The organism is Pseudomonas sp. D1-1 (assembly GCF_051132225.1).
Lineage (GTDB): Bacteria > Pseudomonadota > Gammaproteobacteria > Pseudomonadales > Pseudomonadaceae > Aquipseudomonas.
In genome coordinates this window covers 2,816,363-2,830,203 of record NZ_CP071676.1, presented here as the reverse complement: position 1 = coordinate 2,830,203, position 13,841 = coordinate 2,816,363, and the positions used below count along the sequence as shown (strand labels likewise).

Below are 13,841 nucleotides of genomic sequence, written 5' to 3'. Positions count from 1 at the left end.
GCTTGCGTCGGTCCAGTCCTGTATGAGCCACGGCGCTGCGTACCGCTGCCCAGGGTCGCAGCCCGACACGACAGCCCATCAGGACGAGGAACAGACATGAGCATGACCGTCGGCGATTTTCTGGTTGAGCGCCTTTACGAGTGGGGGGTTCGCCGTATCTACGGCTACCCGGGCGATGGCATCAACGGCGTGTTTGGCGCCTTGAACCGGGCCAAGGGCAAGATCCAGTTCATTCAGGCGCGTCACGAGGAAATGGCCGCGTTCATGGCCTGCGCCCATGCCAAGTTCACCGGCGAGCTGGGGGTCTGTATCGCCACTTCGGGGCCAGGGGCGTCGCACCTGATCACCGGCCTGTATGACGCGCGAATGGACCATATGCCGGTCCTGGCCATCTGCGGCCAACAAGCGCGAAATGCGCTTGGCGGCCATTACCAGCAGGAACTCGACCTGGTCAGCCTGTTCAAGGATGTAGCCGGCGCGTTCGTCCAGCAGGCCAGCGCACCGGCGCAGGTGCGCCATCTGCTCGACCGCGCCGTGCGCACGGCGGTGGGCGAGCGCCGGGTCACCGCGCTGATCCTGCCCAACGACTTGCAAGACCTGGATTACACGGCGCCGCCCCATAAGCACGGCACGTTGCATTCTGGCGTCGGTTATCGCAAACCCAAGGTCGTGCCTTACGAGGAAGACCTGCAGCGGGCCGCCGAAGTCCTCAACGCTGGCAAGAAGGTCGCCATCCTGGTGGGCGCCGGGGCGCTGCACGCCACGGATGAAGTGATTGCCATCGCTGACAAGCTCGGTGCCGGCGTCGCCAAGGCCTTGCTCGGCAAAGCCGCGGTGCCCGACGAGTTGCCGTGGGTCACCGGCGCCATCGGCCTGTTGGGCACCGAACCCAGTGACAACCTCATGGCCGGTTGCGACACGCTGCTGATGATCGGGTCCGGCTTCCCCTATGCCGAGTTTCTGCCCCGAGAGGGCCATGCGCGTGGCGTGCAGATCGACCTGCAGCCCGACATGCTCAGCCTGCGCTACCCCATGGAAGTCAACCTGCAGGGTGACAGCGCCGACACCCTGCGAGCCTTGTTGCCGCTGATCGAAGAAAAGACCGACCGCGCCTGGCGCAAGAAAATCGAACACTGGCGTGCGGACTGGGACAAGACCCTGGAAAAACGCGCGCTGGTCTCGACCAAGCCGATCAATCCGCAACGGGTCACGTTCGAACTGTCGCCACGGTTGCCGGACCGCGCCATCATCACCTGTGATTCCGGCTCCTGCGCCAACTGGTATGCCCGGGACCTGCAGATCCGTCGGGGCATGCTGTGTTCGCTGTCCGGTGGCCTCGCCTCCATGGGCGCCGCCGTGCCCTACGCCATTGCGGCCAAGTTCTGCCATCCGGATCGGCCGGTCATCGCCCTGGTGGGCGACGGTGCCATGCAGATGAACAACATGGCCGAGCTGATTACCGTCGCCAAGTATTGGCGCAGCTGGACGGACAGCACCTGGATCTGCGCGGTCTTCAATAATCAGGATTTGAACCAGGTGACCTGGGAACAGCGGGTCATGGAGGGCGATCCGAAATTCGAGGCCTCGCAGAACATTCCTGACGTGCCCTACCACCTGTTCGCCGAATCCATTGGCCTCAAGGGCATCCTCGTCGATCAGGAAAGCGACGTGGCCAGCGCCTGGGAACAGGCACTTGCCGCCGAACGCCCGGTGCTGATCGAGTTCCGCACCGATCCCGACGTGCCGCCGCTGCCGCCACATATCAAGCTGGAACAGGCGAAAAAATTTGCCTCGACCCTGCTCCAGGGCGACCCGAACGAACGGGGCATCGTGGTCGAGACCGCCAAACAGGTGCTGGGCGCACTGCTGCCCGGCCAGCGCAAGGATAAAGAGTAAGCATGCCGATCCGAGCAAGCCGTTACGAGCTGATCCTGCTGGGAAGTTTTATCGCCCTATGGACGGGGCTGGCTATCGCGCCGGTCAAGCGCAGCGACTGGCTGGCGGAAAATCTGCTGGTGTTTGCGCTGCTGATCGTCCTGGTGGCGGTCCATCGGCGGTTCAGCTTCTCGCGTCTGTCGGCGACGCTGGTGTTCGTATTCCTCTGCATCCATGAGGTCGGCGCCCACTACACCTACGCAAAAGTCCCCTACAACCAGTGGTGGCAAGCCCTGACCGGTGGCCAGCCGCTGGACCAGCTCCTGGGTTTCCAACGCAACCAGTTCGATCGCCTGGTGCACTTCAGCTATGGCCTGCTGCTGGCCTATCCGGTACGCGAGGCGCTGCTGCGGGTAATCCCGGCCCGTGGTTTCGCGGGTTATTTTCTGGCGTGGAACCTGATCCTGTCGTCATCGGCCATCTATGAGCTGATCGAATGGATCGGCGGCGCCTATATGGGCGGCGATACCGCCAAGGCCTTCGTCGGCGCGCAACAGGACCCGTGGGACTCGCAAAAGGACATGGCGCTGGCGGGCTTGGCCGCGTGCTTGACGTTGGTGGCCGCCGCCGCGGTCAACTATTTCCAGCAACGGGACTTTGCCCTGGAATGGGCACTGCGCAAGAAAGCCAGCACGTGAACGGGACCGGTCCTCGGAAAAAATGGTGCAACTGGTCAGCATTTTTTCACTTTTATTAAGTTAATCAGGCATTCAGCCGATACAAAGCCAGTGCGGGGTATTCTCGCGTTCAGCTGATGGCTTGTTTTTATGATTGAAGATGCTGGCAATGGCTCCTCCGTGATTTCCGGCGAGCGGCCAACCCGAAGTTTCACCCGCCGCACTTTCCCGGCCATCATGCTGTTGCTGTTCATCATGTCCGCTTTGGCCATCGCGGTGCTGCTCAACGTTACCCAGACCCAGGACGAGCAAGCCCGAGAACAAAGCGTGTTTTTTGCCCAGCGGGCCATCGAAGGCATGCGCACGGGCATCGGTCGTGATCTGAGCGACTACTCCAAATGGAGCGACGCTTATCGCCATCTGCACGTAAAGGTCGACAAAGACTGGGCCTACGACCAGGAAAATGTCGGCAGCAGCGTGTTTTCACTCTATGGCTACCAGGCCGTGTTCGTCATTTCTCCAGCCGGCAAGACGGTTTATTCGGTCATCGATGGCGAGATGAGCCAAGTGGCGGCCGACACGTGGTTGACAGGTGACCTGCGCGCACTCGCCAGCAAGGCCAGGGCGGCGGAAAACCGCGATGAAGTGATCGTCGAGCTGTTGCATCACGAGGACGCGCCCGCCTTCGTCGCCGTCTCGGCGATTACCACCGGCACGGACAACAGCGTGGCCGAAATTCCGGGGCCGCCCAGCCTGCTGTTATTTGTCAAAGTCCTGGATCGTGGCGCGCTGCAAAGCCTGTCCCGGGACTTCGCCCTGCCCGACGCGCATATTGCCCGCACGCCAGGTCCCAAGGACACCGCCCAAGTCTTGCTCAACGACCTGACCCGCGAAGCTTTGGCCTGGCGCCCGGCGACCCCCGGCAAGGACCTGCGCAAAGTGCTGCTGCCCTTGCTCGCGCTCGCATTGCTGTTTCTTGCCGTCATGGCCCTGGCGGTGTTGCGTCATGCGCTGATCATGCTCCGCGCCCAGGAGCAGCAGTACGCCAGCCTCCTCGCACACCGCAAGGCGTTGGAGCGCAGCGAGGAGCGCTTCCGGGACATCGCCGAGGTCTCGTCCGACTGGCTGTGGGAGGTCGACTCGAACGGAACATTGACCTATCTGTCGGAACGCTTCGAACAGGTCACGGGCTTCAACCCCAGCGAGTGGCTGGGCAAGCCGTTGCACCGACTGTTGCATCCACACAGCGGATCGATCTCGATTTCCCATTGGCTGCTCGCCGGTGCCAACAGCGCCTCCTCTGCGCCGCTCCTTTGCGAATACACCGCGCGCAACCAGCGCATACGCACCTGCAAACTCTCGGTACGGGCCATTGAAGCCGGCGCCCTGGGTTTTCGTGGCACCGCCACCGACATTACCGAAGAGTTGCGGGCGCTGGCGCAGATCAAGCACCTGTCGCTGCACGATCCGCTGACCGGGCTGGCCAACCGCAACCGCCTGTTCGATTGCCTCAGCCAACACCTCGACCAGGCGCGAGATACGCCACTGGCGATACTGAACCTGGACATGGACCGGTTCAAACCGGTCAACGACTCCCTGGGCCATGCCGTCGGCGACAAGGTGCTGAAGGAAGTTGCCCATATCCTGCAACAGAACGTGCGCGGCAGCGACCTGGTGGCGCGCCTGGGTGGCGATGAATTCGTCATCATCCTGCCGAACCCGGGCGGCGCTGGTGATCTCGACCAATTGTGCTCGCGCCTGATCGAATGCATGCAACGGCCCATGCACCTGGACGGCAATACGCTGTACCTGGGCGTGAGTATCGGGGTTGCCTGGTCGCAGCCCGCTGAGCAGCGTGCCGAAGAGCTGTTGCGCCAGGCCGACATCGCCCTGTACGCGGCCAAGGCCGCGGGACGCAATACCTGGCGCGTATACGAAGAGGCCATGGGCAATGTGGCCCGCGACCGTCGACGCTATGAGCAGCAGCTGCGCGATGCGATGCAGCAGGGCCAGCTCGAATTGCGTTACCTGCCCCGTTTCGATGTGGGCGCCGAGCAGCTGTATGGTTTTGAAGCCCAGGCCTTCTGGCACCATCCTGAGCGCGGTGAGCTGGGCGGGATCGACTTCATCCCGGTCGCCGAAGCATCCGGCCAACTGGAGGACCTGGGCAGCTGGATGCTGATCAACGCCTGTGACGAGGCGATGAGCTGGCCCACCCCGCTCAACGTGTCCATCGCCGTTTCGCCTCGCTGGTTCAGCAGCAGTTTCCTGTTCAATCAGGTGCACAAGGCTCTGGAAACAAGCGGCCTGCCCGCCCAACGGTTGACTCTGGAAGTGGCCGAAGGCGTCCTGCTGACTGACCATAAGACGCTCGCCAGGACCCTTCATGCCTTGAAGGCGCTGGGCGTGCGGATCAATATCGACAAGTTCGGCACCAACATAGCGTCCCTCCGGGAAGTGCTTGACCAGCCATTCGACGGCATCCGCTTCGATCGTAATATCCTGGCGCAACTGGGCCTGGAACATGACCAGGAAGGCGTGCTGGCGATGATTCGGTTGAGTCGCAGCGTCGGGTTGATGGTGACGGCCGAAGGTATCGAGAACGCCGTGCAGTTCAGCCAATTGCGCAGCGTGGCTTGCGATCATGTGCAAGGCCCGTATTTCGGCGCAGCCCTGGCCCGCTCGGAAATGGCCTCATTCTTTACCACGCCTCGCTGGCTGTAGCATTGGGAATGCCTGTGTGGGAGCGAGCCTGCTCGCGAAGACGGCGGCACATTCACGACTGATGCAAACTGACCCAGCGCTTTCGCGAGCAGGCTCGCTCCCACAGGGGGCTTTGTTGCGTATGCAGATGCAATGAATACCGGTGATCAAGGGTGGGAGCGAGCCTGCTCGCGAAGGCGGTCTGACGGCCGTCGCATGAATAGCCGTTTAACCCCCGGGGCTCTGGCGAAAGCTCACCGCGAGGCGGTTCCAGCTGTTGATGGTGCTGATCGCGAGGGTCAGGTCCACCAATTCTCCTTCGCTGAAACTGGCGCGGGCCAGGGCGTAGACGTCGTCTGGCACTTGGCTTTCGGCCAGCAGCGTGACGGCTTCGGTCCAGGCCAGGCCAGCTCGTTCGCGCGGGTTGAAAAACCCGCTGTCGCGCCACACCGCCACCGCGTAGAGGCGCCGCTCGGTCTCGCCCTGGCGACGGGCATCCACCGAGTGCATGTCGGTACAGAACGCGCAGCCGTTGAGCTGCGAGGCGCGGATCCTGATCAGTTGCAATAGCGCCGGTTCTATACTCAGCCGGCTGGTCAGCGCCTCCAGGCCAATCATGGCTCTCATCGCCGCGGGGGACGCACTGTAGTAATCCAGACGCGGGCTCATGGCGGGCTCCGTAGTGATCGATGAATCCACGGTAGGTCGTCGAGGCCGCGTGTGACAGGTCCAATCCGCCGAAAAACGCCCACGCAACTTCTCCGCCACAGCGCATTGCGAGTAATCTCGCGTTTTCCCCTTGCCGCAAACGATCACCCAGGAGCCCGCGGGTATGGAACTTCATGTCGTCATCAACGGCCGCAAGGACCTGACGGGCCAGTTGTACCGACAACTTCGCAGCGCCATCGAAGGTGGTCGCCTGGCGGCCGGCACGCAGCTGCCGCCCAGCCGTCTGCTGGCCGAGCAACTTTGCATCTCGCGCAAGACGGTCTCCGACACCTACGCCCAGCTGACCTACGAAAACTTCCTCACCGGCGTCATTGGCAAGGGCACCTATGTCAACGCCCGACCGGCCAACATCGTGCGCAAGCAAAGCCACCGCGAGCTCGCCGGGGCGGACGTCGTCGAGACCTGGCGCAACATGCCGGACCTGCTGCGTCACCCGCACCCCGAAAGTGCGTTGCGCTATGACTTCATCGGCGGCGCTACCGGCAAGGGCCAGTTTCCCCTGGATGACTGGCGCCGGTGTACGGCCCATGCCTTGCGCCAGATCGCCAACGCCAAGGGTTTCTACAGCCAGCCCGAAGGGTTGGCGGCGCTGCGCAATGCCATCGCCCGGCATATCGCATTCTCTCGTGGGGTCAACTGCCAGGACGAGGACGTGGTGGTGTGCAACGGCGCGCAGCAGGCGCTGGATCTGATTTCACGGGTGCTGACCCGCCCCGGCAGCCTGGTGGCCATGGAGGATCCCGGGTACCCGCCGGCACGCCTGCTGTTTGGTTCCCATGGTGCGACGGTGGCCGGGGTGCCGGTGGATGAGCAAGGCATGCGCGTGGACTTGATTCCCGACGGCACACGGCTGATCTACGTGACACCCTCCCACCAGTTCCCCCTGGGCATGCCCATGAGCCAGCCCCGGCGCGAGGCCTTGCTGTCGCGGGCCTATGAACTGGGGGCGATCATCATCGAAGACGACTACGACAGTGAATTTCGCTATGAAGGCCGGCCCACCGACTCGCTGCAAAGCATGGATGAGCGCGGGATCGTCGCCTACGTCGGGACGTTCTCCAAGACCTTGTTGCCGGAGCTTCGGCTCGGTTATGCAATCCTGCCACCGGCGATCCTCGAAGCGGTGATCCTCGCCAAGCGCCTCACCGACCAGCACACCTCCACCCTGCCCCAATGGGCGCTGGCCAAATTCATTGCCGAGGGCTGCCTGCTCAAGCACATCCGCCGTTGCCACGCCCTGTACGCAGGCCGGCGCGAGCGAATCCTGGCCCGCATGGGCGCCGATCTGGCGCCTTGGTTCGAGGCCGTGCCGACCACCGCGGGTTTCCATATGGCCGTGTTGTGCAAGGTTCCAATCGACCTGCCGCTGGTGATCGAGCTGGCGAAAAAAGCCGAGGTCGGGCTCTACAGCCTCGACGGTTTTTTTCATGCCGCACCGGTACGCTCCGGCCTGATGCTAGGCTTTGGCGCCATCGAACTGCTCGACATCGACGTCGCCCTCGACCGTTTGCGCGACATTCTCCAGCAGGTCGCCTGATCGATTGGACTGGGGATTTATCCGCCCATTGGCTGTTTTAGCCGGGTGCCGGCAGGCCTATTCTGCTTGGGTGTCATCACGTATCGGAAGCACTCCCGTTCGACTTGATTCAGGAGCCAGGACAATGTCTCGCCAAGTGATCAACACCGTACAGGTGCAAGCCGCCGCCGGACGCTCGGAAGAACTCGGCCGGCAGTTGCAGCAAATCGTCGAAACCCTGCGCGCCTTGCCAGGCTGCGATGCTTACATGGTCGATCGTTGCCCGGAGCACAACGACCGCTGGAACGTCAGCGCCCGCTGGCAATCGGAGGCGGCCATGCAGGCCCATTTCAATTGTCCCGAAGTCCAGGGGTTCATCAGCCTGATCGAAAGCCGCCTGGCTCGCAGCGTCGACTTCAACAGTTTTCCGCTGGTGTGAATCCCTTCTCCTTGTGGCACTGAAAGCTTTCGTGGCGAGGGAGCTTGCTCCCGCTGGGTCGCGCAGCGGCCCCCAGCTTTTCGCATTGTGCCAAAAACCTGGGCCTGCTTCGCAGTCCAGCGGGAGCAAGCTCCCTCGCCACAGGGGGCCCTCCGCGTGAGGCACTCATTGGTCTACCTGTCTTCCGAAAGATTGGACGTTTTTCCACAGCGCCTCGGGGCTTAGGGTGGAGCCATCGCCACAGCGCGAAGCCACTCCCACCACAAAGGACCCGCCTCGATGAAAACCCTCTACTTGATCGCTGCCCTTGGCCTGCTTCCCGTCGCTCCGCTCTACGCTCATGAAACCGCGCCTTCGGAAAAAATCCAGGTGCTGCAAGAGAAACTGCTGAAAAACCTGCCCGACAAAAAAGCCATGATGCTGACCGTCGACTATGCGCCGGGCCAGTCTTCCATCGCCCACAAGCATGACGGCACGGCCATGGCCTATGTGCTTGAGGGCGCCATTACCTCTCAGGTCAAGGGCGAACCGGCGATCACCTACAAGGCCGGTGAGTTCTGGTACGAAGCCGCCGGCTCCGAGCACCTGGTGTCGAAGAACGCCAGCGCCACCCAACCGGCGAAGCTGTTGGTATTCATGGTGATGGGCAAGGACGAAGCGGTGCTGATCCCGTTGAAAGACTGACCACCGCCGCGACTGTGCCGGGCTTTTGGCCCGGTGCAGCTCAGGCGCCCTTGATGATGCCCTTGAGCACCGTCTTGAAACTCTCGAGTTGCTCATCGCTGAACTGGCCGAACACCTTGTCCTGCTGCTCCTTGGCAATTGCCCAGAGGCCTTCGGTTTCATCGATGCCCTTGACGGTAAGGCGCACCCGATCGCCTTCATCGGTAACCAGCCCCTTGCGCCGCAAATTGGCCACCGCTTCTTCGATCTCACGCACCGGCATCGCGACTTCGCGCTGCAGATCGGCCATGTTCAGGCCGGCGTCGTTCTCCAGCACCATCAACATCCGCGCCTCGCTGGTGCGCAGTCCGGTGGACAACTGGCGCGGCTGGTAACTGGCCTGGTAGGCCCGCAGCGCCTGGGTCATCAGGTAATACAGGTTATGGCTCAAGCGACCCTGGAAATGACTGCTCGGCGGCTGGCCTTCGCCGTGCTGGGTCATGCGCGTATGCGGCAGGACCATCGAATAGGCGCCCTGATGGTAGAGCAACGGCGAGCGCCCGAAATCATCGAACGCGACGACTTTGCCGATCATGATCCAATGATCACCGCCATCGACCTGCTGGAACTTCTCGCAATGGAAACGCGCCGAGCAATCGACGAACACCGGCGCGCCCCCTTCGCCGGCCTCGAACTGGATTTCGGCGAAGCGATCATCCTTGGGCCGGGCGAAGTTGTTCGACAGGTCGATCTGGTCGGCGGCCAGCACGTTGACGGCGAAATGGCTCGCGGCTTCGAATACACCGTGGCTGCTGGAACGCTTGTCGATGCTCCAGAGAATCAGCGGCGGGTCGAGGGATACCGAATTGAAGCTGTTGGCTGTCACGCCGACCTTGCGCCCATCCTCGGTCGCGGCGGTGACCACGGTCACGCCGGTGGCAAAGTTGCCCAGGGCCCGGCGGTACGCGCGGGTGTCGAAAGCAGTTTCACAGATATCGGACATGCAAGACTCCCGGCCGCCTCAGTCGACGGCCTCGATTGTTGTTATTGGAACCGGGTTTGCCGGGCAGACGATCAAACCATGCTGGGATCGGGCTCCAGGCCCATCAATTCCCGGCCCAGGATCTGCGCACAGACGTCATAGTCGGTGTAGGCATGGGCGCCGGTCAGGTGCGCATCGCGAAACAGCCGTTGCAGTTCATTGGTTTCGAACCACGCGCCGCCGCCCGCGGCTTCCATCAGGCGGTCCACCGCCTGGATGCACATCTTGGTCGCATAACCCTGATTGGTCCGCCAGAACGCCAGGGTCTCGCGGCTCGGGTATTGATGCCGCTCGCTGTGCTCGGCGTGGTCTTCCCAGGTTTTTTCGAGAAAAGCCCGAGCCGCGGCCACTTGGTGGGTGGACTCGGCCAGGCGCATCAGCGCTGGCGTGGCGGCGCCGACCGCGGCACCGGTGTAGGCCCGCACGCGGGTCCGGGTCTTCTCGCGAAAGACCTCCAGCATGCGTTCGGCGACGCCCAGGCTGACGGTGGAAAAGCCGCTGGCGAAATACGGACGATACGGCGCATAGAAAATCTTGCTGTCGGGGTACAGGCCAAAGCCGCCGGACTTGCCTTCCATCATGTCCTTGGCTTTCTGGATCCGGTGTTCCGGCACAAAGGCGTTATTGATGATAAGGGTCTTGCTGCCGCTGCCGCGCATGCCGACCGCGTACCAGTCATCGCGGATCTCATAATCGCGACGAGGCAACACCGCAAAGCAATAATCCTGGGTGCCTTCGGCATTCTTTCGGCGGAAACCGACAATGGCCCATTCGGCGTGGTCGCAACCGCTACTCCAGCCCATTTCGCCGCTGAACGTCACGCCGCCCTCGACTTCCTCGGTGCGGCCGAAAGGCGCGATGCTGCTGCTGGCGGTGGCGTCGGGGTCGTCACCCCAGACCTCCTCCTGGGTCTGGGCCGGAAACAATGCCAACTGATGACTGTGGGTGCACAACAGGCTCATAGCCCAGGCGGTGCTTGCGCAAGCGCCGGCCAGCAGGGCGATGCAATCGGCGAATTGCGGCAAGGAAATCTCCATGCCACCGTATTTTTTCGGCTGGAAGGCCCGGTGCATGCCTATGCTCTTGAGCAGGGCAATATTCTCGGCGGGAACGGTACGGTCCTTCTCGGCCTGGAAGGCGTTGGCGGCGATGGCCGGCAGGATTGGCTTGAGGTCTTCGAGCAGCGGGTTTGGCTTTTTCATGGACGGGCTCTTTTATTATCTGGCGTCTGCCGATCCCGCCTTTGCCCGCCGGCCAGGCGGCTGCACAAACAACGGGATCAATGATTAAGGCCGGTCCAGTATGGGTTCACCGGAGCCGCTGAAAAATGCACCTTCCAGATCCAAGATTGTACTTTTCATGGTGCGCGATACCGCGATGGCGCGCTCGGTCAAATAGCCGGCACGGATGATCAAGACAGCCACCCCCGCCAGGCCCCTTAATAGAGCCATCCCTCGCAGCGCCTGGCTAAGGCCCTGCAAGCGGAGCTTTCCTTCACTTTGTCAGGTTGCGTCATGATCAATATCGAAACGCCCACCTATTACACGGCCACCAAGAAATACAACCTCAGTTTTGCGACCCTGGAACAGGACGTGGAAGCCGACGTTGTGGTCATCGGTGGCGGTTTCTCCGGCATCAACACCGCGTTGGAGCTGGCGGAGAAAGGCATTACCAACATCGTGGTGCTGGAGGCGCGTTACCTGGGCTTCGGCGGCACCGGACGCAACGGCGGCCAGATCATGGCCGGCATTGGTCATGACCTGGAAAAGATCAAGAAGGACGTCGGTGAAGAGGGTCTGCGCCAGGTCTTCGAAATCAGCGACCTGGGCGCCGACATCATCAAGGACCGCATCGCCAAGTACGATATCGATGCGGACTTCTGCCATGGCTATGGCTACATGGGTTTCAACGCCCGCCAGGAAAAGACCCTGCGGGCCTGGGAAAAAGATTTCAAGTCGATCAACAGCAAGCACGAGATCCGCTTTCTCGGCGGCTCCGACGTCCGGCAGATCATTGGGTCCAACGCGTACGGCAGCGCATTGCTGCACATGGGCGGTGGGCATGTGCACTCGCTGAACCTGCTGTTGGGCGAAGCCAAGGCGCTCGTCAGCCACGGCGTGCGGATCTTCGAGAACAGCCCGGCGCTGGAGGTCAGTTATGGCGAACGCATCACCGTGCGCACCGGCCGTGGCTCGGTCAGGGCCAGCAAGCTGTTGTGGGCCTGCGACAGCTTCCTGAACAAGCTGGAGCCGGAGCTGCATCGCTCGACCATCAACACCTACGCGTTCCAAATGATGACCGAGCCACTGTCGGATGAGCTGATCCAGCGCATCAGCCCGATTCGCGGCGCCTACAGCGACATCCGGCCGGTGATCGACTACTACCGCGTCACCAACGAGAACCGCCTGCTGTTCGGCGCGGCAACCCCGTTGGTCGAGCATATCCCGCAGGATCTGAAGGCGTGGAACCGGCGCCTGATGCTGAAGATTTTCCCTTACCTGAAGGATGTGAAGATCGACCTGGCCTGGGGCGGCCCCATGGCCTGCAGTCCAAACCTGTTCCCCCAGGTCGGCACCCTGCCCGGCCGCAGCAATGCGTTTTTCGTCCAGGGCTACTCGGGTTTCGGCGTCACGCCGAGCCACATCATCTGCAAGGTGCTGGCCGAAGGCATGAGCGAAGGCTCGGCGCGCTACGACCTGGTCAGCTCGATCAACCGTCCGACCATCATCGGCAAGGACGCGATCCGTCCGCTATTGCTGACCGCCGGCAAGTCCTGGCATCAGTTGTCGGGTTACTGGAATGGGCGCCGTTGAGATGAGCCGCTGAACACAAACCCTGTGGCGAGGGGATTTATCCCCGCTTGGCTGCGAAGCAGCCATATACACAGTGCGGATGTCAGTTTTCAGGGCCGCTGCGCGCCCCAACGGGGATAAATCCCCTCGCCACACTTCGTTACTTTTTACTCGTCAGGAGATATCCCATGCCGCTTACCACCCTCGAAAAAAACATCCAACTGTCCGACCTGGACGCCTGGGGCACCGTTGCCGACCTCGGTTCGCAGATTCTCGAAGGCGAAGTCAAAGCCTTCGGCAAGATGACCTTCGGTGCGCCCACCGACCCGGTCAGCAGCGCCTACTTCGGCACCACACAAGGCAAGTTCCGCATGGTCTATCCGTTCGCCGAACAGGCCACCGTGGTCACCGGCGAAGTGGTCCTCACCGACGAAGCCACCGGCCAGAGCACTCGCTACAAGGCCGGCGACAGCTGGTTCGTGACCAAGGGCACGCCCGTCCTGTGGGAAGTGGTCAGCGAAAGTTTCGTGAAACACTACTTCGCGGTAGCCTGACCGATTCCGGCTGCCGGCCCCCGTCGGCAGCCTCCTGGCGGAGTCTGGAAAATGAATGTCATCGCTGCACAAGACATCGCAAGTCATTGCCTGAACGCCTTCACGCAACTCATTCCCGCCAGCCGGGCGGCGTTCTATCGCGTAGACCGGCATTTGCAAGCCTACGACTTCAGCTTGCACGGCATGAGTGGCGAGATGCACCAGGACTATCTCGACCATTACTGCGCGTTCGATCCGCTGCGCCCGCGAAACTGTCTCTCCAGTCCGAGCGTCGTCCCGCTGAGCCTGGCCATGGCCCGCCAGCCGGTCCGCGACAATCATTGCTACCAGCGTTTCCTGCAGCGCTATGGCGTGGTGGATGTCGTGGAAGTGTTCGTCCACCGCGCCGGCCAGCCGCAAGCGGCGATTTCAATGCTGCGCACCGCCGAACAAGGCGCGTTCACCGGCCAGCAATTGAGCCAGCTCAGCGCGCTGCAAACGTTGCTGCACCTGGCGGTGGCCCAGTTGCCCAGCGCGGACGACGGTCTCAGCCAGCTAACGCCCAAGGAGCGGCAGATTGCGCTGTTGCTGCGCGAGGGCGCCAGTAACAAACAACTGGCCCGAGCACTCGGCATCGGCCTGCCGACAGTCAAGACCCACCTGATCAACCTGTTCCGCAAGACCGGCGTAAGCAATCGTACCGAGCTGGTCAGCAGCCTTTTCCTGTAGGGGCAGCTTTGTGGCGAGGGGATTTATCCCCGATGGGCTGCGCAGCAGTCCTGAAGCAGCGAAACCAATCTTCCTGGCACACCGAGTTGTCTGGTTTTGGGGGCCGCTGCGCAGCCCAGCGGGGATAAATCCCCTCACCACAA

12 protein-coding genes are annotated in these 13,841 nt (G+C 62.2%); 9 read left to right on the top strand and 3 right to left on the bottom strand.

Annotated features, from left to right (window positions below):
* Positions 1-96 precede the first annotated feature (96 nt).
* The 3 genes from J3P86_RS12765 (at position 97) to J3P86_RS12755 (ending at position 5,276) form a co-directional block, all read left to right on the top strand.
* The gene (locus tag J3P86_RS12765; protein WP_434700516.1) at positions 97-1,896 is read left to right on the top strand and encodes a thiamine pyrophosphate-requiring protein; all 1,800 of its coding nucleotides are present in this window, start codon (positions 97-99) and stop codon (positions 1,894-1,896) included.
* 2 nt (positions 1,897-1,898) lie between these two features.
* Positions 1,899-2,573 carry a DUF2238 domain-containing protein gene (locus tag J3P86_RS12760; RefSeq protein WP_434568558.1) on the top strand — a complete coding sequence of 225 codons (675 nt, stop codon included), beginning with the start codon at positions 1,899-1,901 and terminating at the stop codon, positions 2,571-2,573.
* A gap of 129 nt (positions 2,574-2,702) precedes the next feature.
* The gene (locus J3P86_RS12755; RefSeq protein ID WP_434623836.1) at positions 2,703-5,276 is read left to right on the top strand and encodes a bifunctional diguanylate cyclase/phosphodiesterase; all 2,574 of its coding nucleotides are present in this window, start codon (positions 2,703-2,705) and stop codon (positions 5,274-5,276) included.
* Positions 5,277-5,483: 207 nt separating this feature from the next.
* Here the strand turns inward: J3P86_RS12755 and J3P86_RS12750 are convergent, their stop codons facing one another.
* Positions 5,484-5,924: a carboxymuconolactone decarboxylase family protein gene (locus tag J3P86_RS12750; RefSeq protein WP_434623838.1), complete on the bottom strand. Its 441-nt coding sequence runs from the start codon at positions 5,922-5,924 to the stop codon at positions 5,484-5,486.
* 163 nt (positions 5,925-6,087) lie between these two features.
* Here J3P86_RS12750 and J3P86_RS12745 point away from each other — a divergent pair, with 163 nt between their 5' ends.
* The 3 genes from J3P86_RS12745 to J3P86_RS12735 all read left to right on the top strand — a co-directional run bounded on the left by J3P86_RS12745 (position 6,088) and on the right by J3P86_RS12735 (position 8,623).
* Positions 6,088-7,521, top strand: coding sequence for a PLP-dependent aminotransferase family protein (locus J3P86_RS12745; RefSeq protein WP_434700515.1), 1,434 nt, complete (start codon positions 6,088-6,090; stop codon positions 7,519-7,521).
* A 124-nt stretch (positions 7,522-7,645) separates the two neighbouring features.
* Positions 7,646-7,939: a putative quinol monooxygenase gene (locus J3P86_RS12740; protein WP_305494768.1), complete on the top strand. Its 294-nt coding sequence runs from the start codon at positions 7,646-7,648 to the stop codon at positions 7,937-7,939.
* A gap of 279 nt (positions 7,940-8,218) precedes the next feature.
* On the top strand, positions 8,219-8,623 hold the full coding sequence (locus J3P86_RS12735) for a cupin domain-containing protein (protein ID WP_305494770.1): 405 nt from the start codon (positions 8,219-8,221) through the stop codon (positions 8,621-8,623).
* Positions 8,624-8,663: 40 nt separating this feature from the next.
* Here the strand turns inward: J3P86_RS12735 and J3P86_RS12730 are convergent, their stop codons facing one another.
* Together J3P86_RS12730 and J3P86_RS12725 are read right to left on the bottom strand one after the other, a co-directional pair.
* Positions 8,664-9,605 carry a p-hydroxyphenylacetate 3-hydroxylase reductase component gene (locus J3P86_RS12730; protein WP_434700514.1) on the bottom strand — a complete coding sequence of 314 codons (942 nt, stop codon included), beginning with the start codon at positions 9,603-9,605 and terminating at the stop codon, positions 8,664-8,666.
* Between the two features lie 71 nt (positions 9,606-9,676).
* The gene (locus tag J3P86_RS12725; RefSeq protein ID WP_434623846.1) at positions 9,677-10,846 is read right to left on the bottom strand and encodes a p-hydroxyphenylacetate 3-hydroxylase oxygenase component; all 1,170 of its coding nucleotides are present in this window, start codon (positions 10,844-10,846) and stop codon (positions 9,677-9,679) included.
* A 312-nt stretch (positions 10,847-11,158) separates the two neighbouring features.
* On the opposite strand from J3P86_RS12725, the gene J3P86_RS12720 reads away from it, so the two are divergent.
* The 3 genes from J3P86_RS12720 (at position 11,159) to J3P86_RS12710 (ending at position 13,698) form a co-directional block, all read left to right on the top strand.
* Entirely contained in the window at positions 11,159-12,457 is a 1,299-nt protein-coding gene (locus J3P86_RS12720) for an NAD(P)/FAD-dependent oxidoreductase (protein WP_434623848.1), read from the top strand.
* Positions 12,458-12,624: 167 nt separating this feature from the next.
* Complete coding sequence (locus tag J3P86_RS12715; protein WP_305494777.1) at positions 12,625-12,990, top strand: cupin domain-containing protein; 366 nt, start codon at positions 12,625-12,627, stop codon at positions 12,988-12,990.
* Between the two features lie 51 nt (positions 12,991-13,041).
* Positions 13,042-13,698 carry a response regulator transcription factor gene (locus tag J3P86_RS12710; protein ID WP_434697819.1) on the top strand — a complete coding sequence of 219 codons (657 nt, stop codon included), beginning with the start codon at positions 13,042-13,044 and terminating at the stop codon, positions 13,696-13,698.
* Positions 13,699-13,841 lie beyond the last annotated feature (143 nt).

Excerpts from the sequence above, each read along its gene's own strand:
- J3P86_RS12730 (WP_434700514.1), bottom strand. The coding sequence starts at position 9,605 with ATGTCCGATATCTGTGAAACTGCTTTCGACACCCGCGCGTACCGCCGG.
- J3P86_RS12735 (WP_305494770.1), top strand. The coding sequence starts at position 8,219 with ATGAAAACCCTCTACTTGATCGCTGCCCTTGGCCTGCTTCCCGTCGCT.
- J3P86_RS12720 (WP_434623848.1), top strand. The coding sequence starts at position 11,159 with ATGATCAATATCGAAACGCCCACCTATTACACGGCCACCAAGAAATAC.
- J3P86_RS12765 (WP_434700516.1), top strand. The coding sequence starts at position 97 with ATGAGCATGACCGTCGGCGATTTTCTGGTTGAGCGCCTTTACGAGTGG.
- J3P86_RS12745 (WP_434700515.1), top strand. The coding sequence starts at position 6,088 with ATGGAACTTCATGTCGTCATCAACGGCCGCAAGGACCTGACGGGCCAG.
- J3P86_RS12710 (WP_434697819.1), top strand. The coding sequence starts at position 13,042 with ATGAATGTCATCGCTGCACAAGACATCGCAAGTCATTGCCTGAACGCC.
- J3P86_RS12750 (WP_434623838.1), bottom strand. The coding sequence starts at position 5,924 with ATGAGCCCGCGTCTGGATTACTACAGTGCGTCCCCCGCGGCGATGAGA.
- J3P86_RS12725 (WP_434623846.1), bottom strand. The coding sequence starts at position 10,846 with ATGAAAAAGCCAAACCCGCTGCTCGAAGACCTCAAGCCAATCCTGCCG.
- J3P86_RS12755 (WP_434623836.1), top strand. The coding sequence starts at position 2,703 with ATGATTGAAGATGCTGGCAATGGCTCCTCCGTGATTTCCGGCGAGCGG.
- J3P86_RS12760 (WP_434568558.1), top strand. The coding sequence starts at position 1,899 with ATGCCGATCCGAGCAAGCCGTTACGAGCTGATCCTGCTGGGAAGTTTT.
- J3P86_RS12740 (WP_305494768.1), top strand. The coding sequence starts at position 7,646 with ATGTCTCGCCAAGTGATCAACACCGTACAGGTGCAAGCCGCCGCCGGA.
- J3P86_RS12715 (WP_305494777.1), top strand. The coding sequence starts at position 12,625 with ATGCCGCTTACCACCCTCGAAAAAAACATCCAACTGTCCGACCTGGAC.